General features: G+C 72.3%; 25 protein-coding genes. 18 read left to right on the forward strand and 7 right to left on the reverse strand.

From position 1 onward, the window contains the following. The first annotated feature begins 49 nt into the window (after positions 1 to 49). The 5 genes from DVR05_RS04735 to eccCa all read left to right on the forward strand — a co-directional run bounded on the left by DVR05_RS04735 (position 50) and on the right by eccCa (position 7,035). Positions 50 to 463, forward strand: a complete 414-nt coding sequence (locus DVR05_RS04735; protein WP_116244585.1) for a toxin-antitoxin system YwqK family antitoxin — start codon at positions 50 to 52, stop codon at positions 461 to 463. A gap of 254 nt (positions 464 to 717) precedes the next feature. Next, positions 718 to 912 carry a hypothetical protein gene (locus DVR05_RS04740; RefSeq protein ID WP_116244586.1) on the forward strand — a complete coding sequence of 65 codons (195 nt, stop codon included), beginning with the start codon at positions 718 to 720 and terminating at the stop codon, positions 910 to 912. Between the two features lie 2 nt (positions 913 to 914). After that, positions 915 to 1,376 (forward strand): hypothetical protein, encoded by a 462-nt coding sequence (locus tag DVR05_RS27275; RefSeq protein ID WP_232831982.1) that lies wholly within the window; start codon positions 915 to 917, stop codon positions 1,374 to 1,376. A 116-nt stretch (positions 1,377 to 1,492) separates the two neighbouring features. Then, positions 1,493 to 2,947, forward strand: a complete 1,455-nt coding sequence (locus DVR05_RS04750; protein WP_116244587.1) for a DUF6177 family protein — start codon at positions 1,493 to 1,495, stop codon at positions 2,945 to 2,947. 89 nt (positions 2,948 to 3,036) lie between these two features. After that, positions 3,037 to 7,035, forward strand: coding sequence for a type VII secretion protein EccCa (eccCa, locus tag DVR05_RS04755; protein ID WP_116244588.1), 3,999 nt, complete (start codon positions 3,037 to 3,039; stop codon positions 7,033 to 7,035). Between the two features lie 51 nt (positions 7,036 to 7,086). On the opposite strand, the gene DVR05_RS04760 is transcribed toward eccCa, so the two are convergent. From DVR05_RS04760 to cutA, 3 genes are all read right to left on the reverse strand, one after another. Then, complete coding sequence (locus DVR05_RS04760) at positions 7,087 to 7,740, reverse strand: GNAT family N-acetyltransferase (protein ID WP_116244589.1); 654 nt, start codon at positions 7,738 to 7,740, stop codon at positions 7,087 to 7,089. Positions 7,741 to 7,823: 83 nt separating this feature from the next. After that, complete coding sequence (locus DVR05_RS04765) at positions 7,824 to 8,426, reverse strand: hypothetical protein (protein ID WP_116244590.1); 603 nt, start codon at positions 8,424 to 8,426, stop codon at positions 7,824 to 7,826. After that, positions 8,423 to 8,761 carry a divalent-cation tolerance protein CutA gene (cutA, locus tag DVR05_RS04770; RefSeq protein ID WP_116244647.1) on the reverse strand — a complete coding sequence of 113 codons (339 nt, stop codon included), beginning with the start codon at positions 8,759 to 8,761 and terminating at the stop codon, positions 8,423 to 8,425. The genes DVR05_RS04765 and cutA overlap by 4 nt, the downstream gene beginning before the upstream one ends. A 68-nt stretch (positions 8,762 to 8,829) precedes the next feature. Here cutA and pyrE point away from each other — a divergent pair, with 68 nt between their 5' ends. After that, positions 8,830 to 9,363 (forward strand): orotate phosphoribosyltransferase, encoded by a 534-nt coding sequence (gene pyrE / locus DVR05_RS04775; RefSeq protein ID WP_116244591.1) that lies wholly within the window; start codon positions 8,830 to 8,832, stop codon positions 9,361 to 9,363. Between the two features lie 113 nt (positions 9,364 to 9,476). Here the strand turns inward: pyrE and DVR05_RS04780 are convergent, their stop codons facing one another. Beyond that, positions 9,477 to 9,863, reverse strand: coding sequence for a RodZ domain-containing protein (locus tag DVR05_RS04780; protein ID WP_116244592.1), 387 nt, complete (start codon positions 9,861 to 9,863; stop codon positions 9,477 to 9,479). A gap of 407 nt (positions 9,864 to 10,270) precedes the next feature. Here DVR05_RS04780 and fbaA point away from each other — a divergent pair, with 407 nt between their 5' ends. The 11 genes from fbaA to DVR05_RS04835 all read left to right on the forward strand — a co-directional run bounded on the left by fbaA (position 10,271) and on the right by DVR05_RS04835 (position 22,272). Beyond that, the gene (gene fbaA / locus DVR05_RS04785; RefSeq protein ID WP_116244593.1) at positions 10,271 to 11,293 is read left to right on the forward strand and encodes a class II fructose-bisphosphate aldolase; all 1,023 of its coding nucleotides are present in this window, start codon (positions 10,271 to 10,273) and stop codon (positions 11,291 to 11,293) included. Between the two features lie 258 nt (positions 11,294 to 11,551). Next, on the forward strand, positions 11,552 to 11,956 hold the full coding sequence (locus DVR05_RS04790; RefSeq protein ID WP_232831983.1) for a hypothetical protein: 405 nt from the start codon (positions 11,552 to 11,554) through the stop codon (positions 11,954 to 11,956). 63 nt (positions 11,957 to 12,019) lie between these two features. Then, positions 12,020 to 12,781: an ATP-binding cassette domain-containing protein gene (locus DVR05_RS04795; RefSeq protein ID WP_116244594.1), complete on the forward strand. Its 762-nt coding sequence runs from the start codon at positions 12,020 to 12,022 to the stop codon at positions 12,779 to 12,781. Continuing rightward, positions 12,778 to 14,094, forward strand: coding sequence for an ABC transporter permease (locus DVR05_RS04800; protein WP_116244595.1), 1,317 nt, complete (start codon positions 12,778 to 12,780; stop codon positions 14,092 to 14,094). The genes DVR05_RS04795 and DVR05_RS04800 overlap by 4 nt, the downstream gene beginning before the upstream one ends. Beyond that, complete coding sequence (locus tag DVR05_RS04805; protein WP_116244596.1) at positions 14,082 to 14,741, forward strand: hypothetical protein; 660 nt, start codon at positions 14,082 to 14,084, stop codon at positions 14,739 to 14,741. The genes DVR05_RS04800 and DVR05_RS04805 overlap by 13 nt, the downstream gene beginning before the upstream one ends. Before the next feature lie 234 nt (positions 14,742 to 14,975). After that, complete coding sequence (locus DVR05_RS04810; protein ID WP_116244597.1) at positions 14,976 to 15,392, forward strand: DUF3151 domain-containing protein; 417 nt, start codon at positions 14,976 to 14,978, stop codon at positions 15,390 to 15,392. A gap of 197 nt (positions 15,393 to 15,589) precedes the next feature. After that, positions 15,590 to 16,873: an adenylosuccinate synthase gene (locus tag DVR05_RS04815; protein WP_116244598.1), complete on the forward strand. Its 1,284-nt coding sequence runs from the start codon at positions 15,590 to 15,592 to the stop codon at positions 16,871 to 16,873. A gap of 48 nt (positions 16,874 to 16,921) precedes the next feature. Beyond that, positions 16,922 to 18,172 carry a phosphoribosylamine--glycine ligase gene (gene purD, locus DVR05_RS04820; protein ID WP_116244599.1) on the forward strand — a complete coding sequence of 417 codons (1,251 nt, stop codon included), beginning with the start codon at positions 16,922 to 16,924 and terminating at the stop codon, positions 18,170 to 18,172. Positions 18,173 to 18,184: 12 nt separating this feature from the next. Continuing rightward, positions 18,185 to 19,090, forward strand: a complete 906-nt coding sequence (locus tag DVR05_RS04825) for a phosphoribosylaminoimidazolesuccinocarboxamide synthase (RefSeq protein WP_116244600.1) — start codon at positions 18,185 to 18,187, stop codon at positions 19,088 to 19,090. 371 nt (positions 19,091 to 19,461) lie between these two features. Next, the gene (murA, locus tag DVR05_RS04830; protein ID WP_116244601.1) at positions 19,462 to 20,757 is read left to right on the forward strand and encodes a UDP-N-acetylglucosamine 1-carboxyvinyltransferase; all 1,296 of its coding nucleotides are present in this window, start codon (positions 19,462 to 19,464) and stop codon (positions 20,755 to 20,757) included. A gap of 249 nt (positions 20,758 to 21,006) precedes the next feature. Further along, on the forward strand, positions 21,007 to 22,272 hold the full coding sequence (locus DVR05_RS04835; protein WP_116244602.1) for a transcriptional regulator: 1,266 nt from the start codon (positions 21,007 to 21,009) through the stop codon (positions 22,270 to 22,272). Positions 22,273 to 22,339: 67 nt separating this feature from the next. Here the strand turns inward: DVR05_RS04835 and hisC are convergent, their stop codons facing one another. Continuing rightward, positions 22,340 to 23,422, reverse strand: a complete 1,083-nt coding sequence (hisC, locus tag DVR05_RS04840) for a histidinol-phosphate transaminase (protein WP_116244603.1) — start codon at positions 23,420 to 23,422, stop codon at positions 22,340 to 22,342. A 211-nt stretch (positions 23,423 to 23,633) separates the two neighbouring features. Here hisC and DVR05_RS04845 point away from each other — a divergent pair, with 211 nt between their 5' ends. Then, positions 23,634 to 24,302, forward strand: coding sequence for a hypothetical protein (locus tag DVR05_RS04845; protein WP_116244604.1), 669 nt, complete (start codon positions 23,634 to 23,636; stop codon positions 24,300 to 24,302). 27 nt (positions 24,303 to 24,329) lie between these two features. Here DVR05_RS04845 and DVR05_RS04850 read toward each other — a convergent pair whose 3' ends face one another. Beyond that, the gene (locus DVR05_RS04850; RefSeq protein ID WP_232831990.1) at positions 24,330 to 25,319 is read right to left on the reverse strand and encodes a MauE/DoxX family redox-associated membrane protein; all 990 of its coding nucleotides are present in this window, start codon (positions 25,317 to 25,319) and stop codon (positions 24,330 to 24,332) included. A 2-nt stretch (positions 25,320 to 25,321) separates the two neighbouring features. Further along, entirely contained in the window at positions 25,322 to 26,293 is a 972-nt protein-coding gene (locus tag DVR05_RS04855) for a hypothetical protein (protein WP_116244606.1), read from the reverse strand. Positions 26,294 to 26,437: the final 144 nt, after the last annotated feature.

Below are 26,437 nucleotides of genomic sequence, written 5' to 3' on the forward strand. Positions count from 1 at the left end.
CCACGCTCCCCGAAACCGGCGAGTCCGGAGCACGAAGCAAGGACACCGTATGCGCCAGATCGACATCGACGAACTGGAATTCCCGGGTGACTCCTCCGGCGCCGCCCTGCTGGACGGAAAGCCGTTCACCGGAGAGGCCGTCCGCCACGCCGACGGACGCCGCGTCGAACTGAGGACCTTCATCGAGGGCTACGAGGACGGCCCCGTGCTCCGATGGTCCCCGAGCGGAAAACTGATCGTTCAGGGAAGCAGGAAGCACCCTCACGGCGCCGTCGGCCCCTGGCACGAATGGGACGAGGAGGGACGGCTGCTGCGCGAGACGGTCTACGACGCCCTCGGCAACCAGGTCATGACCAGGGAACTGGACCGTTCCGGGAACATCGTCAAGGAGGAGAGGACGGCCCCCACACGGCTCCGTCAGGACCCCGAGACCGGGGAGCGCGCCCCCGCCCCCTGGCTCTGACCCCTCCGCCCGGGAACCCACCGCCCCCGGCGCGTTCGGCACCGGAGCGAGCCCGGTCATGACGGTGCCGCCGACGGGCCGGGACGGCGGGCACTTCTTCGGCACGGGCTTCGGCTGCAGCGGCCGCACCATCAACCTCTACGCCCCAGATCCGCGAACTCAACCAGATCCAGAAGGGCACGACGAAGGGGACGAACTCCTTCAGTCTGGGGCGGTCCTGGCGCGACCAACCGGACGCGGGCCACGACGTCCGGGTGTCGTTCGACGCGGTCTACCCTGACGAGGGGACCTGCCCACCGTCGTCGACGGTGAACTACTCCATCGACGGGAAGTCGCGGAAACCGATCCCGTACCGGAACGTCCCGGACCGCAGGAGCGACTCCCCCACCGCACGGACCTACGCCGAGCGCATCGCCGCGGAGGCGTCCGAGAGCGAAACGAGCAGCTGACGATGACGATGCCGCCGGACGACCAGCACGAGATCCTCCAGCAGGTCGGAGGGCTGATCCTGGACTCGGTCCCGGATGACCGGCCCGGGAGCAGGGCCGAGTTCTCCGACGTCGTCGGAACGTCGACGACGGATCTCACCGTGACCACGGACACCGGTGGGACGAGGAAGGGGGAATTCCCCCTCCGGGCGGTCCCGTTGATGAGCGAGCTCCGCGCGGGAACGCACGACGACGGGAAAGGCACGTGGTACACGGCCACGTACACCATTCGGCGCCCGGGCAGCTTCTCCGTCGACTGTGCCTACGGCTCCGAACCGGACTTCGGATTCGAGGACGACCCCAGGACCTTCTTCGAGGACCCCGACCGCTTCCCCCGTCCCTTCGAGAGCCTGCCGGGCTGGCTCAGGGAGAAGCTGGCACGGGCGAACGAGGACATCAAACGCGAGGAGAGCGGCTCGAACTGACGGCCCTCCCGGACGGAGAGGCCCGTCACCGGTCCCGCCCCGAACACCCCCGCCACCCCCGTACCGCCGGTCCGCGTGGCGCGCCCCGGACCCGCCACGACCCCCGAGGAGATCCCGTGAGCCACGACGTGGTCGCCCTGCTGTCGAACTCCCCCAGCCGGGACTCGCTGGTCAGGGCCCTGGTCCAGGCGGGCCCCCAGCTACGCGTCAGACTCGCCGCGGACGGCGCGGTGGTCGAACTGCGCGACGACTCCGGACGGCTGGTCGCCGCGGCCCAGGCCGCCCAGCGCCTGGCCCTGTCCGCCGAGGCCGACCGCCTCCTCACCGACGGGATCAGCGACGACCTGCCCGCGCAGCCCTACTGGGTGGAGGCCCGGGGGACCGACCTCGCCGACACCGACACCGCCGCGATCGCCCGCCGTTTCGCCCGGTCCCTGGCCGACCGGCACGGCGGCACCGTGTGGGAGCCCGAGGCGCGCCTGGACCGGGACGGCGACCCGCTGAACGGGACCACCGACCATCCGGCCGTCGCGGCGAGCACCCGCACGAGCTTCGTCGTCGTCCAGGACCGCCCCCTCGTGCCCATGTCCCCCTGGCTCGTCGACGCCGTCGCCGCCCACGGACGCCAGGGCCGCCGCCTCCAGCTCGTCACACCCTCCACCAGCCGCGTCACCCACGCCCTGCGCTCGGTGCTCGCCAACCCCGCCGCCCGCTGGGTGGTGCGCGCCCCGGACGGCGCCCACTACGACGGCTTCCTCGGCGTCCCCCTCGTCTGGGACCCCGAGGCCGGGTTCGTGGTCGACTCGGCCGCACGCGTCGAGGACGGACCCCACGCGGCCTTCCGGGGGTCGGGACGCGACCTCGCCGCCCACCTGCTCGTCGACCTGCATGTGGAGCACCCCGCCGAGGACGATCTGCTCCTGGGCGCGGCGACCGAACTCCTGACGCGCGCCCTCGGCGGGGCCCTCCCCTCCCTGTGGGGGACCAGCGAGCCCCTCCCCCGGGCCTGGGACCGCGCCGAGCTCACCGCGATCTGCCGCCGCCGTGCCCCCGGCCGGACCTGGACCGTGTTCAGCGGCCCTCCGGAGAGCGTGCGCGACGAGGGGGTGCGGCCCTTCGGCGGCACCCAGAGCGTCAGCCGCACCGCCCACGGCGTCCGGGAGAGCGTCACCCTCGCCGTGGGCCACGCGCCGGGCGAGGAACCCGATCTGGAGGCGTTGGCGCCCCTGGTCGAGGAGCTCACCTCGCGCGGGGTGCTCCGGACCATGGTCGTGCGGCGCCTGGCCGGACGCGCCGACCTGACCTACGCCCCGCGCTGGTCGGGTGTGCCCGTGCCCGTCGGAATGGCGGTCGGTCCGGACGCCGTCTCCGACATCGGACGGGAGCGGGCCCTGTCCGCGCCCGTGGACGGCGTCCCCTTCGGCCCGCCCCTGACCCCCTCGGTCTGGTACCGCGTCGGTGACGGGGTCGAGCCCGACGGCTGGGACCGGTTCCGCGCGCTCATGGCCCACCTGCACCCGGACGGCTCCGCGAATTCCGCCGAAACGTCCCGCCCGGAGCGACTTCGATAGGGTTTCCGCGTCCGGTGGCCTCTGGAGCGCGCCCCCTCGGACACGCTCCGCCCCGCGCACCCCCGCAGCCCGAGCCGAGAGGAACGCCGATGAGCCTCCGCGTCGTGCACCGGCCGACACGGACCGTCCACCCCGCTCCGGTTCAGGAACCCCACGAGGTGGAGGCGCCGCCCACCCTCCCCGACGGCAAGGCGCAGGGAAACCCCCTCATGTCCATCCTGCCGATGGTGGGCATGATGGCGTCGCTGACGATCATGATGGTCATGCGCAACCCGGCGTTCATGGCCCTGGGCGGCGTGCTCCTGTGCGTCGCACTGCTGGGCGCGCTCGCCATGCTGTTCTCCCGCCGCGGGCAGGTCGCCCGGCAGCGCCGCAACCAGCGTGAGCTCTACCTCCAGTACCTGGAGGAGCTGCGCGAGGAGCTCAGCGACTGGGAGCAGCGCACGCGGGCCCACGCCCGGCTCCTCGACCCCCCGCCCGAGGCCCTCTACGACGTGATCCGCGACCCCACGCGGCTGTGGGAGCGCCGCCGCAGGCACCGCGACTTCCTGCGGGTGCGGGTCGGGACGGGGCTGACCGAGGGACGCCTGCTGCGGCTGGCCGAGCAGGGGACCGCCCTCACCCCCACCGACCCCTTCATGCTCTCCGAGGCCCAGGCCGCGATCCGGCGGTTCGAGTCGATCCCGGAGATGCCGCTCACCCTCCCCCTGGACATGGCCGGGAACGTCAGCGTCATCGGTGAACGCGACGACGTGATGCGCCTCGTCCGCGCCCTGGCCGCCCAGTTCGGCGCCTTCCACGCGCCCGAGGACGCGGGCCTGGCCGTCTCCTACCCCGCCGACAACGCCGACGACTGGTCCTGGCTGCCGTGGCTGCCGCAGGTCCTGGACCCGCAGCGGCGCGAGGGCGGCGCCGCGGTCCGCCTCATCGCCCCGGACCCCGGCAAGCTGGGCGGGCTGCTCGCCGACGAGCTGCGTTCGCGCACCGACTTCGCGTCGGAGGTGCGACGGGGGATGGGCAAGCGCGAGGCGTACCGGATGCTCCGCCGCCTGCTCGTCATCCACGACACCCACGGGAGGGTCGCCGCCGAACTGGTCCGCCCCGACCACGCGCTCGACCCGGCCGACCTGGGCGTGACCGTGCTGCACCTGGTGTCGCGGCAGATCGACGAGCCCGGCGACGTCAACGTCCGCGTCACGGTGACCGGGGACCAGGTCCGGGTCGAGGAACTGCGCGGGGCCGACCCCGTCGTCACCACCGGCACCGTGGACGACGTCTCCGCGGCCACCCTCATGGGGCTGGTGCGGATGCTCGCGCCGCTGCGGCTCTCCCCGGAGTCGGTCGAGGAGAGCGCCCAGGAGGGCGGCAACGTCGACTTCCCCGCCCTGATGGGGGTACAGGACCCGGGTTCGATGGACGTGCAGCGCCTGTGGTCGCCGCGCAGCGAGCGCGCGTTCCTGCGGGTGCCGATCGGCGTGGACGACATGGGCCAGCCCGTCGTCCTCGACCTCAAGGAGTCCGCGCAGCTGGGTATGGGCCCGCACGGGCTGTGCGTGGGAGCCACGGGTTCCGGCAAGAGCGAGATGCTGCGCACCCTCGTCCTGGCGCTCGCCGCCTCGCACCCGCCCGAGCGGGTGAGCATGGTGCTGGTCGACTACAAGGGCGGCGCCACCTTCGCCCCGTTCGAGGACATGCCGCACGTGGCCGGTGTGATCACCAACCTGGAGGACGACGCCGCGCTGATCGAGCGCGTGTACTCCAGCCTCTCGGGTGAGGTGCAGCGCCGCCAGCAGGTGCTGCGCGACGCGGGGAACGTGGCCAACATCGGCGACTACACGTTCAAGCGCGAACACGACCCGAGCCTGCCGCCGCTGCCGCACCTGCTCGTCATCATCGACGAGTTCGGCGAGCTGCTGACCGCGCGCCCCGACTTCATCGAACTGTTCCTGTCCATCGGCCGGATCGGCCGGAGCATCGGCGTGCACCTGCTGTTGTCCAGCCAGCGCATCGAGGGCGGCAAGCTGCGCGGTCTGGACACCTATCTCTCCTACCGGCTCGGTCTGCGGACCTTCTCCGAGGAGGAGAGCCGCACCGTGCTCAACACCCCCGACGCCTTCCATCTGCCGTCACTGCCCGGCTTCGGCTACCTGAAGGTGGACACCAGCGTCTACCAGCGGTTCAAGGCGGGCTACGTGTCCGGCCCCTACCGCGGCCCGGTGGCCGAGGAGGAGGACGACACCGCGCCGTCGGTGCGCCCGTACACCGCGTACAACCAGCAGGACGACGCCTCCGCGACGGAGGAGAGCGCGCCCGCGCCGGAGGAGGCGCCGATGCCCTCCCGCACGGTCGGGCCCACGCTGCTGGACGTCATGGTCGGCCAGTTCTCCCGACACGGGGAGCGGACGCGCGAGATCTGGCTGCCGCCGCTGCCGTCCGTGACGACGCTGGACGCGGTGGTCGGGGAGCCGGAGGAGACCGAGCGGGGGCTGCGGCTTCCCGGCGAGCGGGGGTACCTGCGGATCCCGGTCGGGCTGCTGGACGACGCCGCCAAGCAGTGGCAGGGCGTGTGGGAGCTGGACCTGACCGCGTCGGGCGGGCACGCGGCGATCATCGGCGGCCCGCAGAGCGGCAAGACCACCCTGCTGCGGACGCTGGTCCTGTCCCTGGCGCTCACCCACACGCCGCAGCAGGCGGCCGTGTACTGCCTGGACCTGGTCGGCGGCGGGTTGCAGTCCCTGGCCGGGCTGCCGCACGTGGGCGGCGTGGCCGTGCGCACCGACTCCGAGCGCGTGCGGCGCACCGTGGAGGAGCTGCGCGGCATGCTGGACCACCGGCAGGAGGTGTTCCGGGACCGGGGGATCGACTCGGTGCAGCAGCTGCGGCGCATGCACGCGCGCGGCGAGGTTCCCGAGCTGGCCAGCGCCGACGTGGTGCTGTGCGTGGACGGGTTCGGCGCCATCCGCAAGGACTTCGAGGACATCGACACGATGGTCACCGATCTGTTGCAGCGCGGCGGCGGGTACGGCGTCCACGTGGTGGCGGGGATGCTGCGGTGGAACGACGTGCGCATCGCGGTGCAGTCCAATTTCGGGCAGAAGGTGGAGCTGCACCTGAACGACGCGTCGGAGTCGACGATCGACCGCAAGCTGGCGGAGACCGTCAGCGCCAGGGCGCCCGGCCGGGTGCTCACCGACGCGGAGCTGTTCGGGCAGGTGGCGCTGCCCCGGTTCGACGGCGTGGCCGGTGACGAGGACCTGGGCGAGGTCGTGGAGGCCGCCGTGCGCTCCGTGGACCGGGCGTGGCAGGGCAAGCGGGCGCCCGAGGTGCGCATCCTGCCGCACCGGCTGTCGGCGCGCACCCTCCCCACCCGGGACACCGAGCCCAAGAAGGTGCCGATCGGGGTGGACGAACGGGCGCTGGAGCCGGTACTGCTCGACCTGTTCGACAACGACCAGAACCTGCTGGTCCTGGGCGACGGCGGGTGCGGGAAGACCAACCTGCTGCGCCTGGTGGCGGAGGGGCTCGTGGAGCGGTACAGCTCCGACGAGGTGGTGTTCGCGGTGATGGATCCGCGGCGCACCCTGCGCAACGTGGTGCCCGAGGAGTACATGGGCGGGTACGCGAGCAGCCCGCGGGTGTGCGCGGGACTGGCGGGCGGCGTCGCCAAGGAGGTGGAGGGCAGGCTCCCGGAGGACGGTGACCTCGACGCGCTGGAGCCGGGGTCGATCAGGGGACCGCGGATCGTGGTGATGGCCGACGACTACGACGTGCTCACGACGGCGGGCCAGAAACCGCTGGCCCCGTTCGTGCCGTTCGTGTCCAACGGGCGCGACATCGGGCTGCACTTCGTGGTGGCGCGCCGGGTGGCCGGCGCGGGGCGCGGTCTGTTCGACCCGCTGGTGCAGGCGATCCGGGAGATCGGCACGGGCGCCCTGGTGATGTCGGGCGACCGCAGCGAGGGGCAGCTGCTGCCGCGGCTGTACGCCTCGCCGCAACCGCCCGGGCGCGGCACGTGGGTGGCGCGCGGCGGTCCGGCGCGACTGATGCAGACCGCGCTGCGGGAGCCGGACGGCTCCGGCCGGAGGTGAGACCGGACGCCCGGGGGTGGTCGTCCGGCGCCGGACGACCACCGGCACCGGCTATCCCTCCGGCGCCAGGCCGAGGAGCGGCAGGCACGGCTCCAGCCCCGTCACGGTGACCGGTACGGTGCGGTGCCTCTCCCAGTCCTGTCTGGTCAACCGGTACCGGTGCTCCTGGACCGGCGCACCGCGCACCGCCGTCAGCGAGGCGCCGTTCGGGCGGTAGCCGAGTTTGCGCGACACCCGTTCCGAGGCCGCGTTCCCCTCCAGCACCGCCGTCTCCGCCGCCACCGCGCCCAGTTCAGCGAACGCCAGGTGCAGCACGGCCGCGCGCATCTCGGTCCCGAACCCCCGCCCCTGGTGACGGCGCCCCAGCCACGACCCGGTGCTCACCTGACGCGTCACCGCGAAGTCCCGCGCCCCGATGTCCTGGACCCCGAGCACGGTGCCCTCGTGGACCACGACGAGGTTCAGGCTCCACCTCCGCGGCTCCATATCGGCCATCCGCGCCAGGTTGTACTGCACGGCGCGGAGCGCGACCTCGGCGGGCGTCCCGTCGGTCCAGGGGTGGGCGAACGGCATCGCGTCCGGCTCGTGGACGCCCCCCGCCGCGGTCTCCGCCAGTCGGCCGAGGTCCTCCGTGTCGGGCAGCCGGAGTTCGAGGCGCGGCGTGGTCAGGCGCAGTCCCGCCGGGGGGAAGTAGGTGCTCAGCATGTGCCGATTCTCCGCCCCACGGAACACACGCGTCACCTGGTTTTCGCGCGCCCGACCGCCCGCCTCGCCGCGCGGGCCCGCGCTCAATCCCTGCCCCGCAGCTCGGTCAGCAGTTCCCCCAGCGCCTCGGCGGCCCCCTCCGGCGCGGTCTCGCGCACCGACCAGCCGCGCATCCGGGCGAGCCGGGCCACGTGCGCGCGGGCCGGATCGGTGAGCAGGTAGCCGCACGGGGCGTCGGGCCAGTCGGCGACCATCGGCAGGCGCTCGGACCGGTAGGCGGGAGGCTCGTCCGACCGGCGTCGGTCTCCTCCCCCCTCACCCTCCGCGCCCGCCGGGCTCTGGGCCCGCTCCAGTTCCGCACGGGTGGGGCTGCCCGGTTGGGGCAGGAGCGCGTCCACCAGGACGTACCCGAACACCGGCCGGTGCGCGGCCCGCTGCGCCGCCCCCACCGCGCCGACGAGCGGACCCGCGTCGCCCTCGCCGACCAGGGCGACCGGGCTCGCCGCGGCCACCAGGCGGTTGATCTCCATGCTGGCGCGCGCCACGTACCGGGCCGCGTGCGGCGGGTCCTCGTCTCCGCCCGCCTCGGGCCGGATGGGGATGACGCCCCGGTCGGCCAGTTCCTCCGCGAGGCCGGGGAGACGTGAGGGGCGTCCGAGGGGAGGGGGGAGGAGGACGGCGATCACGCGCCGCCGCCGCGCGTCTCGTCGCGCACCCACGCCAGGTACGACGCGTTGCCCCCGCTGACCGGGACGGCGACGACCTCGGGGACGTCGTAGGGGTGCACCTCCACCACGTGCGCGGTGAGGTCGTCCACCCGGTCGGCGGAGGTCTTGGCGACCACCACCCACTCCTCGTCGGCCTGGACCTCGCCCTCCCAGCGGTAGAAACTGGTGATCGGTCCCCCGACCTGGGCACACGCGGCCAGGCGGTGCTCGATCAGCGACCGCGCCACCCGTTCCGCGCCCTCCCGGCTGTCGACGGTGGTCTCCACCCGGACGGTGTCCTCGGGTCCTGGCACGGTCACCCCTCCCTCACCTGGACGGTGGCGTCCGCGCCGGACCGCCCGGTGTTCTAGGCTCACTGATCATGAGCGAACGTGATGAACTCCTGCGTCAGATCAACGATAAGGCGGTCGTCCGCGGGAAGGTGACCCTGTCCTCCGGGATGGAGGCCGACTACTACGTCGACCTGCGCCGGGTGACGTTGGACGGGGAGGCCGCGCCGCTGGTCGGCTCGGTCATGTTGGACAACGTCGCGGACCTGGAGTTCGACGCCGTGGGCGGGCTGACCCTGGGCGCGGACCCGGTGGCCACCGCGATGCTGCACGCCGCGCACGCGCGCGGCCGCAGGTTGGACGCCTTCGTGGTGCGCAAGGCGGGCAAGGCGCACGGTCTCCAGCGCCGGATCGAGGGCCCCGACGTGAAGGGGCGGCGTGTCCTCGCCCTGGAGGACACCTCGACCACGGGCAACTCGGTGCTGACCGCCGTGGAGGCGCTGCGGGAGGCGGGGGCCGAGGTCGTGGCGGTCGCGCTGATCATGGACCGTGGCGCGCGCGATCGCGTGACCAAGGAGGGGCTGGAGTACCGGGCGGTGTTCGAGGCTTCCGACCTGGACCTCTGAGCGCGGGCGGCGGTTCGGTCGCCCCGGCGGTGGATCGGCGGGTACGGGGTGGCTCCGTGCCCGGTGCGGAGCGTTTCGGCGGCGGGGTCGACGGCCCCGCCGTCAGTGTGTGGTCACCCGTCGATGGTGAAGGTGTAGCCCTCACTGCGGTCGGAGATGTCGCGCTGGTTGCCGTTGACGAAGACCTCGACCGCCGACGGGTCCTCGATGGTGACCTCGAGTCCGCCCTCGGGCGCCTCGGCGTAGGTGATGGAGCTGCCCTGCCTGATCACCTGGTCGTGCAGGACGTCCCCGCCGGGTATCCGGACGAAGACGTTGCTGGACTCGCCGATGACGCGCACGTAGAGCACGCCCATGTTCTCCGGTTCCTCCCCGTCGGAGGAGGCTCCTGACGCGTTGGCGCTGACGCTGGCGCCGTCGCTCGGCAGCGACCGGTAGAGGAAATAGCCCCCGAGGGCCACCAGAGCGACCAGGAGCAGGACGGCTCCGACGATGGCCATCACCTGGCCAACGCCGCGCGGATCATTCCTGTGCCTTCCCACGGCGTTGAATGTAGCGTGTATCACGGAAAAAAGCGACAGCAGATGCCCGACTACCTCACGTGATCATCAATCCGGGCACTTATGTACGGATGGCGCACGATCCGAAGGCAGTGTTCCGTGGGACTTCCGGAAAACGCGACCACGAAACGCACATACGCGCCCGCACTGGGTTAATTTGGTCTAGACCTGTTGAAGGGCTCTGCACATTCGGGATACTGGATTCACACCTGGTGGACACCCCGGACGCGGCCCTCCCCTTGGGTCATCCCCCGGCGGCCGGCCTCCACCGGGGCAACGCACGTGGGGTGCCGCCGGGCGAAGGACCGGTGGCCGCTCGCTCAAGGCCGACTCCAGGGAGAGTAAGCATGCCCATCGCCAGCCCCGAGGTCTACACCGAGATGCTGAGCCGCGCGAAGTCCCAGGGCTTCGCCTACCCGGCGATCAACGTGACCTCGAGCCAGACACTCCACGCCGCCCTCCGCGGCTTCGCGGAGGCGGAGACCGACGGCATCGTCCAGATCTCCACCGGCGGCGCCGAGTTCCTCTCCGGAGCCTCGGTCAAGGACATGGTCACGGGTTCCGTCGCCTTCGCCGAGTTCGCGCGCGTGGTCGCCGACAAGTACCCCGTGAACGTCGCCCTCCACACCGACCACTGCCCCAAGAACAAGCTCGACGGCTTCGTCCGGCCGCTCCTGGAGATCTCCAAGGAGCGCGTCGCCCGCGGCCAGGAGCCGCTGTTCCAGTCCCACATGTGGGACGGCTCGGCCGTCGAGCTGGAGGAGAACCTCCAGATCGCGGAGGAGCTGCTCGCCGCGTCGAAGGCCGCCCGCACGATCCTGGAGATCGAGGTCGGCGTCGTCGGCGGCGAGGAGGACGGTATCGTCGGCGAGATCAACGAGAAGCTCTACACCACCCCCGAGGACGCCCTGCGCACCGCCGAGGCCCTGGGCCTGGGCGAGAAGGGCTACTACATGACGGCCCTGACCTTCGGCAACGTGCACGGCTCCTACAAGCCGGGCTTCGTGAAGCTGCGCCCGGAGGTCCTCAAGGAGGCCCAGGACGCGGTGGGCAAGAAGTACGGCAAGGCCAAGCCGTTCGACTTCGTGTTCCACGGCGGGTCCGGCTCGACCCTGGAGGAGATCCACGAGGCCATCGAGTACGGCGTGGTGAAGATGAACATCGACACCGACACGCAGTACGCCTTCACCCGCCCCGTGGTCGACCACATCATGCGCAACTACGACGGCGTGCTCAAGGTCGACGGCGAGATCGGCAGCAAGAAGGCCTACGACCCGCGCTCCTACGGCAAGGCCGCCGAGGCGGGCATGGCCGCGCGCGTCGTGGAGGCGGCCCAGCAGCTGAAGTCCGCCGGCAACAAGATGAAGTAGTCGGGGCGGTGCCCGCGTCAGGCGGGCACGGTACGCCACGGGGTGTCCGGGCGCGGGAAAGCGCGCGGACGCCCCTTCGTGTTTTCCACAGGCTTTCCACAGCCCCGGACGCGAATTCACCACACACCGAGGGCACATTAGCCAACAAAACATGACCAATCACCCAGCAGAAAGAAGGTTGTCCACACCCCCGTTTCAGCGATGCACGCCCGGGAATTCTCCTCAACGCCCCTCCCCCTCAGCAGAGAATGAGGAAAATTGAAGACCAGGAACAGCATCGCGAGCACCGTGGCGGTCGGCGTACTGGCGGCAGGCGTCGCGCTCGTCGGAACCTCCGCGACGGCGTCGGCCGGAACCGGGACGGCGGTCGGCCGCGCGGTCGCCGCGTGCGGCCTCGGGGCCAACATCCCGAGCCAGTACGGGAACATGATCTCCGGTAGCGGATCGCGTACCGAGTGCGGTGGAACGGTGACCCTCACCGTCGAGATCCGCAAGCACCGTCGAGCCTGGCCCGACCTGGCCGTGGCCGAAACCACCAGGACCAACTTCTCAACCGGAAGCCTCACGGCGCGCGGCGGCTGCGACGGAATGGGAACGTACTTCACCGAAACCCGGAGTTCGACCGGAAACAAGGTCTCCTCGGCACGCGTCAAACGCTGCTGAAGGGCACGACCGAAATCCCCATCTACCAGCACGTGAGTTCGATGAGTGGAAACGGACGAGCCCATGCGCGTCACCGCTGAGGACCTGGAATTCGGGTACCGGCGCGGAAGGAGGGTCCTGGACGGCCTCTCCTGGACCGTCGAGCCCGGCGTCACCGGACTGCTCGGGCCCAACGGGTCGGGCAAGACCACCCTGTTGTCGCTCCTGGTGACACTGCTCCCGGTCAGAAGTGGACGACTGCTCGTCGGTGACCACGACCTGGCCACCGCGAGTGGACGGGCGGGCGCGCGGAGAGCGTTGGGGTTCGTGCCCCAGCGCTTCTCCCTCGCCGGTGAACTCACCGTGGCGGACACGGTCGCCTACGCCGCCTGGGCGCACGGGCTGGGCCGTCGGGAGTGCGGGGCCGCGGCGCTGCGGGCCCTGGACCTGGTCGACCTCACCGACCTCGCCCATCACCGCACCCGGACGTTGTCCGGGGGGCAGCGGCAACGGGTCGGGATCGCGGCGGCACTCGCCCACGATCCCGGGGTCCTGGTCCTGGACGAGCCCACGGCGGGGCTCGACCCCGGGCAGCGGCTGCGGATCCGCGAGGTCGTCGCCCGGCTCGGACGGGACCGGACCGTCCTGGTCTCCACCCATCTCATCGAGGACGTCGCCCACCTGTGCTCGCGGGTCGGTGTCCTGGCCGGCGGCCGGATCGAGTTCCACGGAACCTTCCCCCAGTTGGAGGCGATGATCGAGGACGGCTCCGAGGGAAGCCCCCACGGTTCCGGGTTCGAGCGGGCCTACGACCGGCTGATCACACGGATCGGGGAACGCGCATGAGGTCCACGCACCCCCGGAGCCGGATCTCGGCCCCCTTCTGGCCGCTGCCACCGGTGTTCGCGCTCGTTCCGGCCGCCCTCATCCTCGCCCTGACCCTCGCCGACACCTGGAACCAGCTGTCCTGGCGGGCGCTCGACTGGGTGTACCTGTCCGCCGAGGTGGGCGCGCTGGCCCGGCTCCCCGTCGTGGTGGCGGCGGGCGCCGCCGCCCTGGCGGCCGCCCGGTTCACCCGTCCCGGTCTGGTCTTCGCCCAGCGCTGGCAGCCGCGTGTGGCACGGGACGTCCCCTGGCGCCACTGCGCGGTGGTGACGGGATGGTGTCTGGCCGCCTACGCGCTGGGACTGCTCCCCCTCGCCCTCGCCGTCGCCGCGCACGGCGCGGGGACGCCGGATCCGATCGCGATCGCGGGCGCCCTGGCGGGCTTCGTCGCCCTGACCCTGTTCGGCTACCTGTGCGGCGTCGTCCTGCGCGGTCCGCTCGCCGTTCCCGTCGCGGTCGGCCTGGTGTTCCTCCTCGCCAGCCTGCCCCTGGTCGCGGACGCCTGGAGCGCGCTCTCCCTCCAACTGCCCGTCTCCCCCTCCCTGGGCACCCGGGAGAGCACGGCCGTCGGCCCCTATCGGCTCGGGTTCTTCCTGCTGCTGGCCGTGGCGCTCGCGTGGACGGTCGCGGCGCTGCTGCGGACACCGCGACGGTTCTCGACCGGGCACGGCCTGGCCGTCGCGGCCGTCGCGGTGACCGTCGCCCTGCCGCACCTGCGGCCGTTCCCCCTCCTGGCGTACGACGGGGGCGGCGCCGAGGTCTGCACGGAGCGCGGGGGCGTCCGCTACTGCGTCCGTGAGGGGCACGAGGACGAGCTCGCCACGATCGTCGGCCTCACCGCTCCCGTCTTCGACGCCTACGGCCTCGCGGACGCGGCGCCCGCCGAGGTCCGCGACCTCAGTCTGGCCCGGAGCGACGCCGAGGTGGTGCGGAGGGGCCGACAGGGCACGCTCTGGGTGGACATACCCCCGGGATGGGAGCCGGAGCAGGAGGTCCCCTCGGTGGCGGCGGAGTGGCTGGTGCCCGACGTGTTCCGCTGCGGGTCCGGCGGCGTGGCCACTCTGGCGGCGGACGCACCTCCCGAGGCGCGGCGGGCCGCCGTGGTGGAGGACCTCCGAGCCTGGCTGGTCAGCCGCGCCCACGGCGGCGGCCCGGTCGAGGACGGGGTGTTCTCCGGGGCCGCCCCCGCCCAGGTCCGGGAGTGGATCCGGCGTGACCGTGAACGCCTGGCGGCGTGCGAGGTGGCCCCGGAGGACCTGCCGTGGCGCACGTGATCACGCGGCCCTCCCTCCTGCCGATGGCCGGTGCGGTGCTCACCGCCCTGGTCGCGGCGGCGCTCGGGCTGGCGGCGGCGGGCGTCGTGGTGCCGGTGGCGGTGGTCGGCTGGCCGCACGAGGAACAGCGGATCCCCGTCGCGGAGCTGTGGTGCGTGTGCGCGGCCTCGGCGGGCGCGTGGTGGAACCGGCCCCGGCTGTGGGTCTGGGAGCGGCTGGGCGGCGCTCGCACCCGGCTGCGGGCGGCGGCGGTGGCCGCGGTCGGCGTGGCACTCCCCGTGCTGGCGGCCCTGGCCGTCCTGCCCGCGGCGGCAGCGGCCGAGCACCGGTGGCTGATGGTCACCAACGTCCTGTTCACGGCCTCCGCCGTGTACCTGCTGGCCCCCTTCCTCGGCCCCGTGGTCGCGGGGGCGGCCACGCTGACGGGCGTGTTCGCGGGCGCCGTCGCCTGCAACCTCGCCCCCGGGCTGAACCGGGTGGTCCCGTACGCGTACGCGGGCGGCGACGGGTGGGTCGTCCCGGACCTCCTGCCGGCGGGAGCGGTGCCCGGTCTGGCCGCCGCGGTGGCCTTGGCGGCGGTGGCCGTCCACGCCGCGACCCGGGGCACCACCGCCCGTGTGCACCTGGGCGGGGAGGCCGAGAGGTGAGCCCCGGGGTCCGCCCCGAACACGCGGAGGTCCGCCACGGACGGCGACAGCCTGGACCGGGAGGCGTTCGGTCCGCCCCGAACGCCCGGAGGTCCGCCCTGCGCTGCCCCGGCGGCGCGCGGGCCGAGGCATCGGGCGGGATCCTCCAGCCACGGGGGAGCGGCCTTCTCCACCTGTCGGGGGACACGTCTTCCCGACGCCCGGACCGCCCCCGCCCGGTGGCAGGATGGGCCCATGAACCTGCACCAGAACCTGCTGGGCGAGCCGCCCGCCACCCGCCTGCCCGACGACCCCGAGGCCCGCGATGCACTGGCCGCGGCCGACGACCCCACCCCGGTGGCGGGCCGGTTCCCGTCCTACTCCGCCGCCTGGGCGCTCCTCGCGGAGAACGCCCTCGCCCAGGGCCAGCCGGTGACCGCCTACGCGTACGCGCGCACGGGCTACCACCGGGGCCTGGACCAGCTCCGCCGCGCGGGGTGGAAGGGCCACGGGCCGATCCCCTGGGACCACGAGCCGAACCGCGGTTTCCTGCGCGCGCTGCACGCGCTCGGCACGGCCGCCGGGGAGATCGGTGAGACGGAGGAGGCCGAGCGCTGCTCGACCTTCCTGCGCGAGTCCAGCGCCGAGGCCGCCGAGGCGCTCAACGCCTGAACCCGCCCGTCCACAGGGTGTGGACGCCGGGGTCCTGCGCGCCGTCCACACCCTGTGGACATCACCGCTCCGAACCCGGAACCGCTGGTCGTGTACCCTCAATACGCAACGGCCCCTGTCGCTGCCTTGCGCCAGGGGTTCATCCATGTTCGGGGTGGGAAAGCCCCGGTCAGGCGTCGAGCGAAGAGGTTGAGACAATGCCGGCGATCACGCTCGTGGGGGCCCAGTGGGGCGACGAGGGCAAGGGCAAGGCGACCGACCTTGTCGGCGACCGCGTGGACTACGTGGTGCGCTACCAGGGTGGCAACAACGCCGGTCACACGGTGGTCATCGGTGACCAGAAGTACGCCCTGCACCTCCTGCCGTCCGGCATCCTCTCCCCGAACGTGGTGCCCGTCATCGCCAACGGCGTCGTCATCGACCCGGGCGTCCTGCTGGAGGAACTCGAAGGGCTCAACGAGCGCGGCGTGGACACCTCCCGGCTGCTCATCTCCGCCAACGCGCACCTGATCATGCCCTACCACCGGGCCCTCGACAAGGTCAGCGAACGCTTCCTCGGCAAGTCCCGGATCGGCACCACCGGCCGCGGCATCGGCCCGACCTACGCCGACAAGGTCTCCCGCCAGGGCGTGCGCGTGCAGGACATGTTCGACCCCAAGATCCTGCGCAAGAAGATCGAGCTGTCCCTCAACGACAAGAACCAGCTCCTCACCAAGGTGTTCAACCGGCGCGGCCTGGAGGTCGAGCCGATCATCGAGGAGTATCTGGGCTACGCCGAGCGGCTGCGCCCGTTCGTCGCCGACACCTCGCTCATCCTCAACCGGGCGCTGGACGAGGGCAAGACGGTCTACCTGGAGGGCTCCCAGGGCACGCTCCTGGACATCGACCACGGCACCTACCCGTTCGTGACCTCGTCCTCCCCCACCGCCGGCGGCGCGGCCGCAGGAGCGGGTATCGGCCCCACCCGCATCACCAAGGTCGTCGGCATCCTCAAGGCCTACACCACCCGCGTCGGCTCCGGCCCCTTCCCCACCGAGCTCCACGACGAGCAGGGCCAGTGGCTGCGTACCCAGGGCGGTGAGTACGGCGTCACCACCGGCCGCGACCGCCGCTGCGGCTGGTTCGACGCGCCGATCGCCCGCTACGCCACCCGGATCAACGGCGTCACGGACTTCTTCCTCACCAAGCTCGACGTCCTCACCGGACTCGACCGCATCCCGGTCTGCGTCGCCTACGACGTCGACGGGGTGCGCCACGACGAGATCCCGATGACCCAGACCGACTTCCACCACGCCACCCCGGTGTACGAGTACCTCGACGGCTGGACCGAGGACATCACGGGAGCCCGCAGTTTCGAGGATCTGCCCAAGAACGCCCAGCGGTACGTGCGTACCCTTGAGGAGATGGCCGGAGCACCGATCTCCGCCATCGGTGTCGGCCCGGGCCGCGACGAGACGCTCGAACTGCGCTCCCTCGTCTGATCCGACGCCGCATAGTCAGTCCGTCTTCAACACGAAGAGGCCCCTGTAGTGAAAGCCCTCGTTCTCGGCGGCGGAGGCCGCGAGCACGCACTCGTCCGCGCTCTGTCCCTTGACCCGGGTGTCACCAGTATTCACTGCGCACCGGGCAACCCCGGCATCTCGGACCTGGCCGAGAACCACGTGATCAACGTGACCGACGGCCTGGCCGTGACCGAGCTGGCCGCGCGCATCCGCGCCGAACTGGTCGTCATCGGCCCGGAGGCGCCGCTGGTGGCCGGGGTGGCGGACGCGCTGCGCGACCGCGGCATCCCGGTGTTCGGCCCCGACCAGGAGGCCGCGCGACTGGAGGGCTCCAAGGCGTTCGCCAAGGAGGTCATGGAGGCCGCCGGGGTGCCCACCGCCAGGGCGCGGGTGTGCCGCAACGCGGGCCAGGTCTCGGAGGCCCTCGACGAGTTCGGCGCCCCCTACGTCGTCAAGAACGACGGTCTGGCGGCGGGCAAGGGCGTCGTCGTCACCGAGGACCGGGCCGCCGCCGAGCAGCACGCGCGCGAGTGCGGCCGCGTGGTCGTCGAGGAGTTCCTCGACGGTCCGGAGGTGTCGCTGTTCGTGCTCAGCGACGGCGCCCACGCGCTCCCGCTGCTGCCCGCCCAGGACTTCAAGCGCGCCTACGACGGCGACCGGGGCCCCAACACCGGCGGTATGGGCGCCTACGCGCCGCTGCCCTGGGCTCCGGCGGGGCTGGTGGACGAGGTCATGGAGTCGGTCGTGCGGCCGACCCTCATGGAGATGAACCGGCGCGGGATGCGCTACCAGGGTCTGCTGTACGTGGGGCTGGCGCTCACCTCGCGCGGTCCGCGCGTGGTGGAGTTCAACGCGCGCTTCGGCGACCCGGAGACCCAGGTCGTGCTGGACCGTCTGGCGACGCCGATCGGCGCGGTCCTCCAGGCCACCGACACGGGCGGCCTGGGCTCGATCGGCTCGCTGCAGTGGAAGCCCGGCGCGGCGGTGACCGTGGTCGTGGCGGCCGAGAACTACCCCGGCGACCCGGTCAAGGGCGACGTCATCGGCGGCCTGGACGCGGCGGACGCGCTGGACGGCGCCTACGTCCTGCACGCGGGCACCGCCTGGGACGGGGCCCACGACGTCAAGTCCAACGGCGGACGCGTCCTCAACGTGGTCGGCACCGGCGCCGACCTGCGGCAGGCCCGTGACCGGGCGTACGAGGCGGTGAGCCGGATCGAGCTGCGCGGCTCGTTCCACCGGACCGACATCGCCGAGCGCGCCGCGGCGGAGCTGTAGGAGGCACACCGAATGAGCGGCTTCGTCGTCCAGCCCCCGCACGTCGAGGTGGCGGGACTGACCCACCTGCACACCGGCAAGGTCCGCGACCTGTACGCGACCGCCGACGGCCGGCTCGTCATGGTCGCCAGTGACCGGGTCTCGGCCTACGACTGGGTCCTGCCCACGGAGATCCCCGGCAAGGGACGCCTGCTCACGCAGCTGTCCCTGTGGTGGTTCGACCAGTTGGCGGACCTGGTCCCGAACCACGTCGTCTCCGACGTCCCGCCCGAGGGCGCGCCCGCGTCCTGGGCCGGACGGACCCTGGTGTGCGAGCGGCTGGACATGGTCCCGGTCGAGTGCGTGGCGCGCGGCTACCTGGCCGGCTCCGGCCTGGTCGAGTACCGCGCCGACCGCACGGTCTGCGGTGTGCCCCTCCCCGAGGGGCTGACGGACGGCTCGGAGCTCCCCGAGCCGATCTTCACCCCCGCCACCAAGGCCGAGGTCGGCGACCACGACGAGAACGTCCCGTTCGAGGTCGTGGCGGAGCGGCACGGGGCGGAACTCGCCGCCGAGCTGCGCGACCTGACCCTCGCGGTGTACCGCCGGGGGCGGGAGGTCGCCCGCGACCGCGGCGTCATCCTCGCCGACACCAAGTTCGAGTTCGGCCGGGACTCCGACGGCCGGCTGGTGCTGGCGGACGAGGTCCTCACCCCCGACTCCTCCCGGTACTGGCCCGCCGACGCGTGGGCTCCGGGCAGACCGCAGCCCTCCTTCGACAAGCAGATCCTGCGCGACTGGCTGGCCTCACCCGCCTCCGGGTGGGACCGGGGGGCGGACACGCCGCCGCCGGCACTCCCGGCCGAGGTGGTGGAGCGCACCCTGGGCCGCTACGTCGAGATCCACGAGCGTCTGACCGGCGCCAAACCCGAGCTGTGAGGCGCGCGCGTGCGTGATCCGGCGCACGCGACGCCGCTTCCGCCCCGCGGAGCACGTATGGTGGTGAGGTCGCGTCCGGGCGCTGGAACATCGCCCGAGGCGCTGCCCCCACCCTGGTCTCTCCCGTCAGACTTATGCCACTTTGATGTTTTGTCGGGACTCTATCCGCGATCTGCGGGTATACCACGTTCTGGGCCGGTACACGCGGGTGGGTGCTATAGAGTCGTCGCGAGCACCGGTTCACTGGCCACGCAGGTCACGCGCACGATGGTCGCAACGTTCGAGGGGCCACCCGCGTCCAAACCGCATACAAGCGAAGCCCGACGAGGGTGACCCTTTTTCACATCTGCCTCACAAAGGAGCACAAGAGCATGGGCCAGGAGGTTCGTTACCGCGTCCGCGGCGGACGCCCCCTCAGCGGAACGGCGTTCATCCAGGGCGCGAAGAACGCCGTCCTGCCGATGATCGGCGCCGCCCTTCTCGCTGCGAAGGGCCGTACGGTGCTGCGCAACGTCCCGGTCATCGAGGACGTCTACCGGGCACTCGAGCTCGCCGAACACGTGGGCGCCAAGGTTGAGTTCCATGAGGCCGAGCGGACCGTCGTCATCGACGCCTCCGGCCTGAACGACCCCGAGCGCGCCGTCCTGCCCGCGGACATCGCGTCCCGCTTCCGCGGCTCCGTGCTCTTCGTCCCGGCGCTGATGCACCGCACCGGCCGTGCCCGGATCGAGGGTGTGGGCGGTTGCAACCTGGGCAGCCGCAACCTGGACTTCCACTACCGGGGCTTCGCGCGCCTGGGCGCCGAGGTCACCGAGGACCCCGAGCGCAACCACATCAACGTCGAGGCCAGCAACCTGCGCGGCGGCCGCCTCTACCTCGACACCCCGTCCCACACGGGCACCGAGAACCTCATCATGGCCGCGGTCCTGGCACCCGGCACCACGGTGATCGAGCACGCGGCCCTGGAGCCCGAGGTCCTGGACGTCATCGAGTTCCTGACCGCCATGGGCGCCAGGATCACCGGTGGCGGCACCGGCCTGATCACGGTCGAGGGCGTCGAGGAGCTCACCGCCGTCGAGCACACGATCATGTCCGACCGGATCGACGCCGGCGTCTTCGCGATGGCCGTCGCCGCCACCGGCGGCGAGGTCAGCCTGGTCGGCGCCCAGCTGGACCACCTCGGCGTGGCCCGCTGGAAACTCGAGCAGATGGGAGTCGGCTTCTCCCAGGAGGGCGCCGTCCTGCACGTCCAACGGGACCCCTCGGTCCCGCTCCGCCCGATCAACGCGGTCACCTCGCCGTTCCCCGGCTTCGCGACCGACCTCCAGTCGCCGCTGATGGCCCTGGCGACGCTGGCCGAGGGCGAGAGCTACATCCACGAGGCCATCTACGACGGCCGTTTCGCCCTGGCCGACGAGCTCAACAAGATGGGCGCCAAGATCGAGGTGGAGGGCACCCGCGCGATCGTGCACGGGTCCACCCACCTGCGCGGTGCCGAGGTCATCGCCCACGACCTCCGCACCGGTGCGGCACTGGTCCTCGCCGGACTGGTCGCCGAAGGTGAGACAATCGTGGCGCCTGGTTATCTGGTGGACCGCGGTCACTCCCAGTTCGCGACGCGGCTCGCCGCGCTCGGCGGCGACGTGGAGCGTGTCACCGTCTCGTAGGAGCCGAAGGCGCAGTTCAAGCCGGGGTGGGGGGCTGTCCCCACCCGGGCTTTCGGCGTTGATATGGAAAACGATCTTCTTTGGCCCCGCACAATGGGTACGATCTCGGCAATCATGCCGTGACAGAGATCGGGTCGGGAAACCAGTGGGCGCACATAGTGAAGAGCGTGGAATGGTAGCGGGGAGCAACCCGAGGTGAGTGCCCAGCGTACTGGCGATTTGACGATCGGCGTCATAGGGCCCCATGAGGTGGTCGAACGGGTCATGCTCATGGGACCGGGGTCCACGGGGCCCCTCAACGCCAGACTCATCGCCGCCGCGTACCGAGATGAGCAAGAGGCGACGGACAAGGTCGTCAGGCTGGGTTCGGCGATCGACGCCTATCTGTTCGCCAGCCCTGTCCCCTACGAGTTCGCACGCAAGGCCGGGGTCCTGACGATGCCCGCCACCTTCGTGCCGCTCGGCGGGGCGAGCCTGCACGAGGCCCTGCTCCGAGCGACCCTCGACGACCGCTACGACCCGACCAGAGCCAGCCTGGACGTGCTCAGCCGCGCCGACGTCGTGGAGGCCTATTCCGAGGTCGACCTCCCCGTGGACGGGATCCACGTGCACGAGGAACTCACCAACACCGCGCAGCTGACCTCCTTCCACGAGGGACTGTGGCGGCGCAAGGCCACCAGGATGGCGATCACGTGCGTGCGCGGCGTGGCCGAGCGGCTGGAGGCGATCGGCGTCCCCGTGGTCCGGCTGCGGCCCACCAACGCGGGCGTGCGCAGCGCCCTCCAGACCGCCGGGCTGCTGGGGGCGCACCACCGCCTGGAGGAGGCGCAGCTGGGCGTGGTCGTGGTGGACGTGCCCACGCTGCGCGACTCCTCGCGTCGCTCCACCCCCCGGTACTGGCGGGAGGAGCTGCGCCTGTCGCTGCACCGGATACTGCTCCAGGAGGCCCACCGGATCAACGCGACGGCGCACCGGCTGGACGACCATTCGTTCATGATCACCGCGACCCGCGGCTCCCTGGTCACCGCGACCGAGGGCTTCCGGCAACCGCCGTTCGTGGAGCGGATCAAGGCGGAGCTGGGGATCGCGATCGAGGTCGGGATCGGCATGGGACGCACCACCCAGGACGCCGAGGCCCACGCCCGCGCGGCCCTGAACCGCGCTCAGGCGTCGCGTCAGAGCTTCGCCGTGGACCGCGAGGGTCGTTCCCTGGTCCCCGCCCAGCGAGCGCCCGCACGGCAGTCCTCCGAACCGCTGCGGACCAAGGGTCGGGAGACGCTGATTCGGCTGTCGGAGAAGATCGCCGAGGAGGACGGCCCCCTGGTCGTCGACGCGGAGAACGCGGGCCGCATGCTCGGTGTCACCTCGCGGACCGCCCGGCGGCTCCTGCGAACCCTGGTGGAGGAGGGGCTGGCGTGGCCGCTGCCGCCCAACCGCACCCTCCAGCCGGGTCGGCCCCGCCAGCTGTACCGGTTGATCGTGGAGAAGCTCGACAAGGACGCCGCGGGCAAGTAACCGCGCGGCCCGTCCCGCCTCTCGGGGGCGCCCTCCGGTGGGGGCGCCCCCGACGGCGTCCTACCGGCTACCGGCGCCTGGCGTAGGCGGTGGCCACGGAGAGGAACACGTCGTTCTCCTCGGGGGTGCCGAGGCTGACGCGCGCCCCCTCACCGTCGAAGGGCCGGACCGAGACGCCGACCTTCGCGCACTCGGCGGCGAAGTCGAGCGTGTCCTCACCGACCCGCAGCCACACGAAGTTGGCCTCGGTCGGCGGGACGGTCCACCCGGAGGCGATCAGCGCGTCGCGCACCCGGGTCCGCTCCCCGACCGTGGCCTCGACGCGCTCCATCAGCTCGTCCCGGGCGGCGAGGGAGGCGATCCCGGCGGCCTGGGCGAGGTGGTTGACGGCGAACGGCACCAGCGTCTTGCGCGCGGCGGCGGCCACGTGCGGGTGGGCGACCAGGTAGCCCAGGCGCACGGCGGCCAGACCGTAGGCCTTGGAGAACGTCCGCAGCACCGCGACGTTGGGGCGGTCGCGGTACAGCCGGACGCCGTCCGGCACCCGCGGGTCGCGCACGTACTCGTGGTAGGCCTCGTCGAGGATGACCAGGACGTGGTCGGGGACCCGGTCGAGGAAGGCGGTCAGCTCGTCCTCGGGCACGGTCGTGCCGGTGGGATTGTTCGGGTTGCACACCAGCACCATGCGGGTGCTCTCGGTGATCGCGTCGGCGATCGCGTCGAGGTCGTGGGTCTCGTCGCGGAGGGGCACCCGCACCGAGGCCACCCCGGCCAGTTCGGCCAGGAGGGGGTAGGCCTCGAAGGAGCGCCAGGCGTAGACGACCTCCACGCCCGGTTCACCGACGGCCTCCAGCAGCTGCTGGAGCAGACCGACCGAACCGGCGCCCAGCGCCACGTGCTCCTCGGGGACCCCGAGGTGCCGGGCGAGCGCCGCCACGAGCTCGGTGGCTCCCGGGTCGGGGTAGCGGTTCAGCTCCGCCGAGGCCTGTGCGACGGCCTCACGCACGGAGGGGAGCGGTCCGAAGGGGCTCTCGTTGGAGGACAGCTTGATGGACCGCCCGTCGGGCCCGACGACCTTCCTGCCGGGCTTGTAGGCGGGGATGCTCTCCAGCACCGACCGCAGATATGGCGATTTCGGCTCCGACACCATTGTCCTTCCTCAATACTTTGTGTTATCCCCGCGACACGATCAGCGATATCGCGCCCGGATTGATCACCGCTCCCAAGCGGAAATATCGCACAAACGAGGAGATAGCACCATGCTTTCGCGTCATCGCCCCGCCGATTCCGCTCGAATCCTGGCAGGTCAGGCCGCCGGTGCGCACAGGAGTCGGCGATGCATCCGCTCACTGGCCCTCCCCATGACCCTGTCCATCGGCCTCGCGCTCACCGCGTGCGGCTCCGCGGAGGAGGACCAGCCCGCGGCCGACCCCAACGCCGAGGCGGCCGCCCGGCTGCACGAGGCCCAGCCCACGTCCGTCCGCGACGCCACCCTGCTGCCCGAGGGCAGCGAGAGCGGCACCTACGCCGAACTCGCCACCGTGCAGTACAGCGAGCAGGTCCGCGACTCCACCGAGATCGACAAACCCGAGTGCGTGGACGCGGCCAACCGCTGGGGCGACCTGGACGGCGTGCGCGAGGCGCCCGCCTCGGTGGCCGCCTACGAGTGGCCCGAGGGCTCGGTGTCCAGCATGCTGGTCGAGACCGACGAGGAGACCGCCGACGAGGCGATGGCGATCGAACCGCCGGCGTCCTGCGAGTCCTACAACGCCACCTACGCCGACGGTACGTCCTCGGAGTACGGGGTGCGCGACCTCGACATGCCCGAGATGGGAGACGAGTCGCGCGCGTTCCTGATCGAGGTGCGCACCGGCGAGGAGGAGAGCCGGATGCTCAGCGTCATGTACCGCAACGGCTCGCTGCTGGGCATGACCTCCATCCTCGGCGGCGGCGACGAGGCGGACTACGAGGAGATGCTGACGGCGTTCACCGAGGCCGCCATCGCACGGCAGGACCAGATGCTCGGCTGACCACCGGAGGCGCGGTCCGGACCGCGCTCACGCGAGCTGGCCCGTGTCGGCGTCCCTCCCCCCGGCTGACCGTGCGGCGGGGTGCTCCCGGGCCGCACGCAGCGCCCGGGCCTGCCGTTCGGCGTCACGGACCGCCTCATCCCGTTTGGCCGCCGCACGCGGGCGCGGCAGCTTGCGGGGCGGCCCCTGCAACTCGCGCGTGGTCACGGCGCCGAAGGAGGCGGCCACGGCCCCGCTCTCCCGGTCCACCAGCACCGCCCGCACGGCGGTCCGCCCGCGCCCGTCGGCCCGGACCGCGAAGACCACGTCCACCCGGCGGCCGTACCGCATGCCGTCGTAGCGGAGGAAGCGCCAGCAGCCGTGCCGCCACACGTCCTCCGGCTCGGTCCCGAGCAGGACGGGCCGGTTGGTGCGCCAGACGTCGCTGGAGCGCAACCGCATCATGGTCCGGCGCGACGAGACCGGACGCAGGGCGCAGGGCTCCCGGCTGAGGAGGCGCGTCGCCAGCTCCCGCGGTTCGGGGCTGAGCGCCGCCAGCACGACCAACTCCACGCCCAGGACCACGGCGTGGGTCGCGGTGAGGTCGGTGACGACCCGCCACCCCGTCGTGGCCAGACCCAGCGTGGACAGGGCCGCGGCCGAGAGCAGCCCGGCGCGGGTCAGCGTGCGCCAGCCGATCGGGGCCCGGCTCAGCCCGCCGAAACACCCGCAGCCCGCCTCGGGGTCGCGGCGGCGCGCGAGGATCAGCACGCCGACCGACACGGCGAACAGGGCCGCCGTACCGGCCCGGGCCAGCCCGCCCGGCGTGCCCGACAGGGCCAGCAGCCCCGTGGCGAGCACGGCCTCCAGCAGCCCGGAGGCGACCGTGACCGGGCGGCGCAGGCGTTCGTTCAACAGGACGGCCAGGCCGGACGCGGCGCCCCCGGCGGTGGTCTTGGCGACGGCGCCGAACAGCAGGAGCGCCGCCAGCAGTGGCAGCTGGACCTCGCGGACCACGTCGACGATCTCGGGCAGCATGGTCATCCCTCCCCCTGGGCGACGGTCACGGTCGCGTTGAAGCAGCCGTCCTCCAGTCGCCCGCCGAGGGCGACGAACGCGGTCATGGTGAGGGAGGCGATCCGGCCCGCGCCCTGACCTCCGCAGGCCGGGCACAGGTCGCAGATCCAACTGTCGGCGGCGGCGCAGTCGACCACGGGCACCACCGTGGCGTCGCGGGTGCAGTCGTTGCGCAGCCGCAGGGTGGCGCCGGTGGACAGCAGCGGCAGGGGCGCGCACGGGGTCCGCCGGTCGCACCCCTGGCCGTGCCCGACGGGGTCGATCGCCGGGTAGGCGGCGGCGTTGGCCAGAGCGCGGGGGTCCAGGTGGGACGAGCGCCCCAGCAGGGGGTCGTACCACGTGGCGATCCCGCTGACGGTGCCGGAGTACTGGAGCGTGGGCGGCCGGTGCGGCGTGGCGTGGAGCGGGTACGGGGGCTGGGTGGTGGCGGGGCGCGTCGCCCAGACCGCGCCGTCGCGCCACACGCCGATGGCGTCGAAGACGTAACCGGGTTCCAGGCGCGGGTGGCGGACGCCGATCCGGCCGGAGGAGCGGTAGGGGACGACCACGGGCACGCGCGGGCGCCCGTGGCCGGGGTCGATCTCCAGCTCCTCGCCCTCGCGTCCGACGATGACCCCGGTGGCGCGGGCGGGCTGGGCCCACACCCGTTCGGCCACCAGGCGGCCGTCGTGGGAGCACAGGACGACCGCGTCGTCACCGGGGCTCAGGTCGGTGGGGTCGACCTCGTCGCCCTTCCAGAAGGAGGTCACGCGTTCGAAGAGGAAGCGCTCCTCTCCCCGCCTGGTGGCCAGGCACAGCATGTAGGAGGTGGCGTCGACGACGACGCCGCGGGTGACGCGGTCGCTGAGCGGGAGGGGTTCGGGAACGGCGTCGGGGCCGAGGACCGCCGCGGTGAGCCGCCTGCGGTCGCTCCCCCTTCCAGTCATCACTGACATGTCGTCCGCGCCCCCTTGTCACCCGACTCGTCACTCAGTGCCCATTGTCCTGCTCGCGGCCCCGTACGGGTGCTCACACGCCGACCCGCACCGGTTCGTGCCGGTGACATGTCCAGGTCATTGCCCCGGTCGCGGTGGCCGTGG

Source organism: Nocardiopsis sp. FIRDI 009, from assembly GCF_003386285.1.
Taxonomy (GTDB): Bacteria; Actinomycetota; Actinomycetes; order Streptosporangiales; family Streptosporangiaceae; genus Nocardiopsis.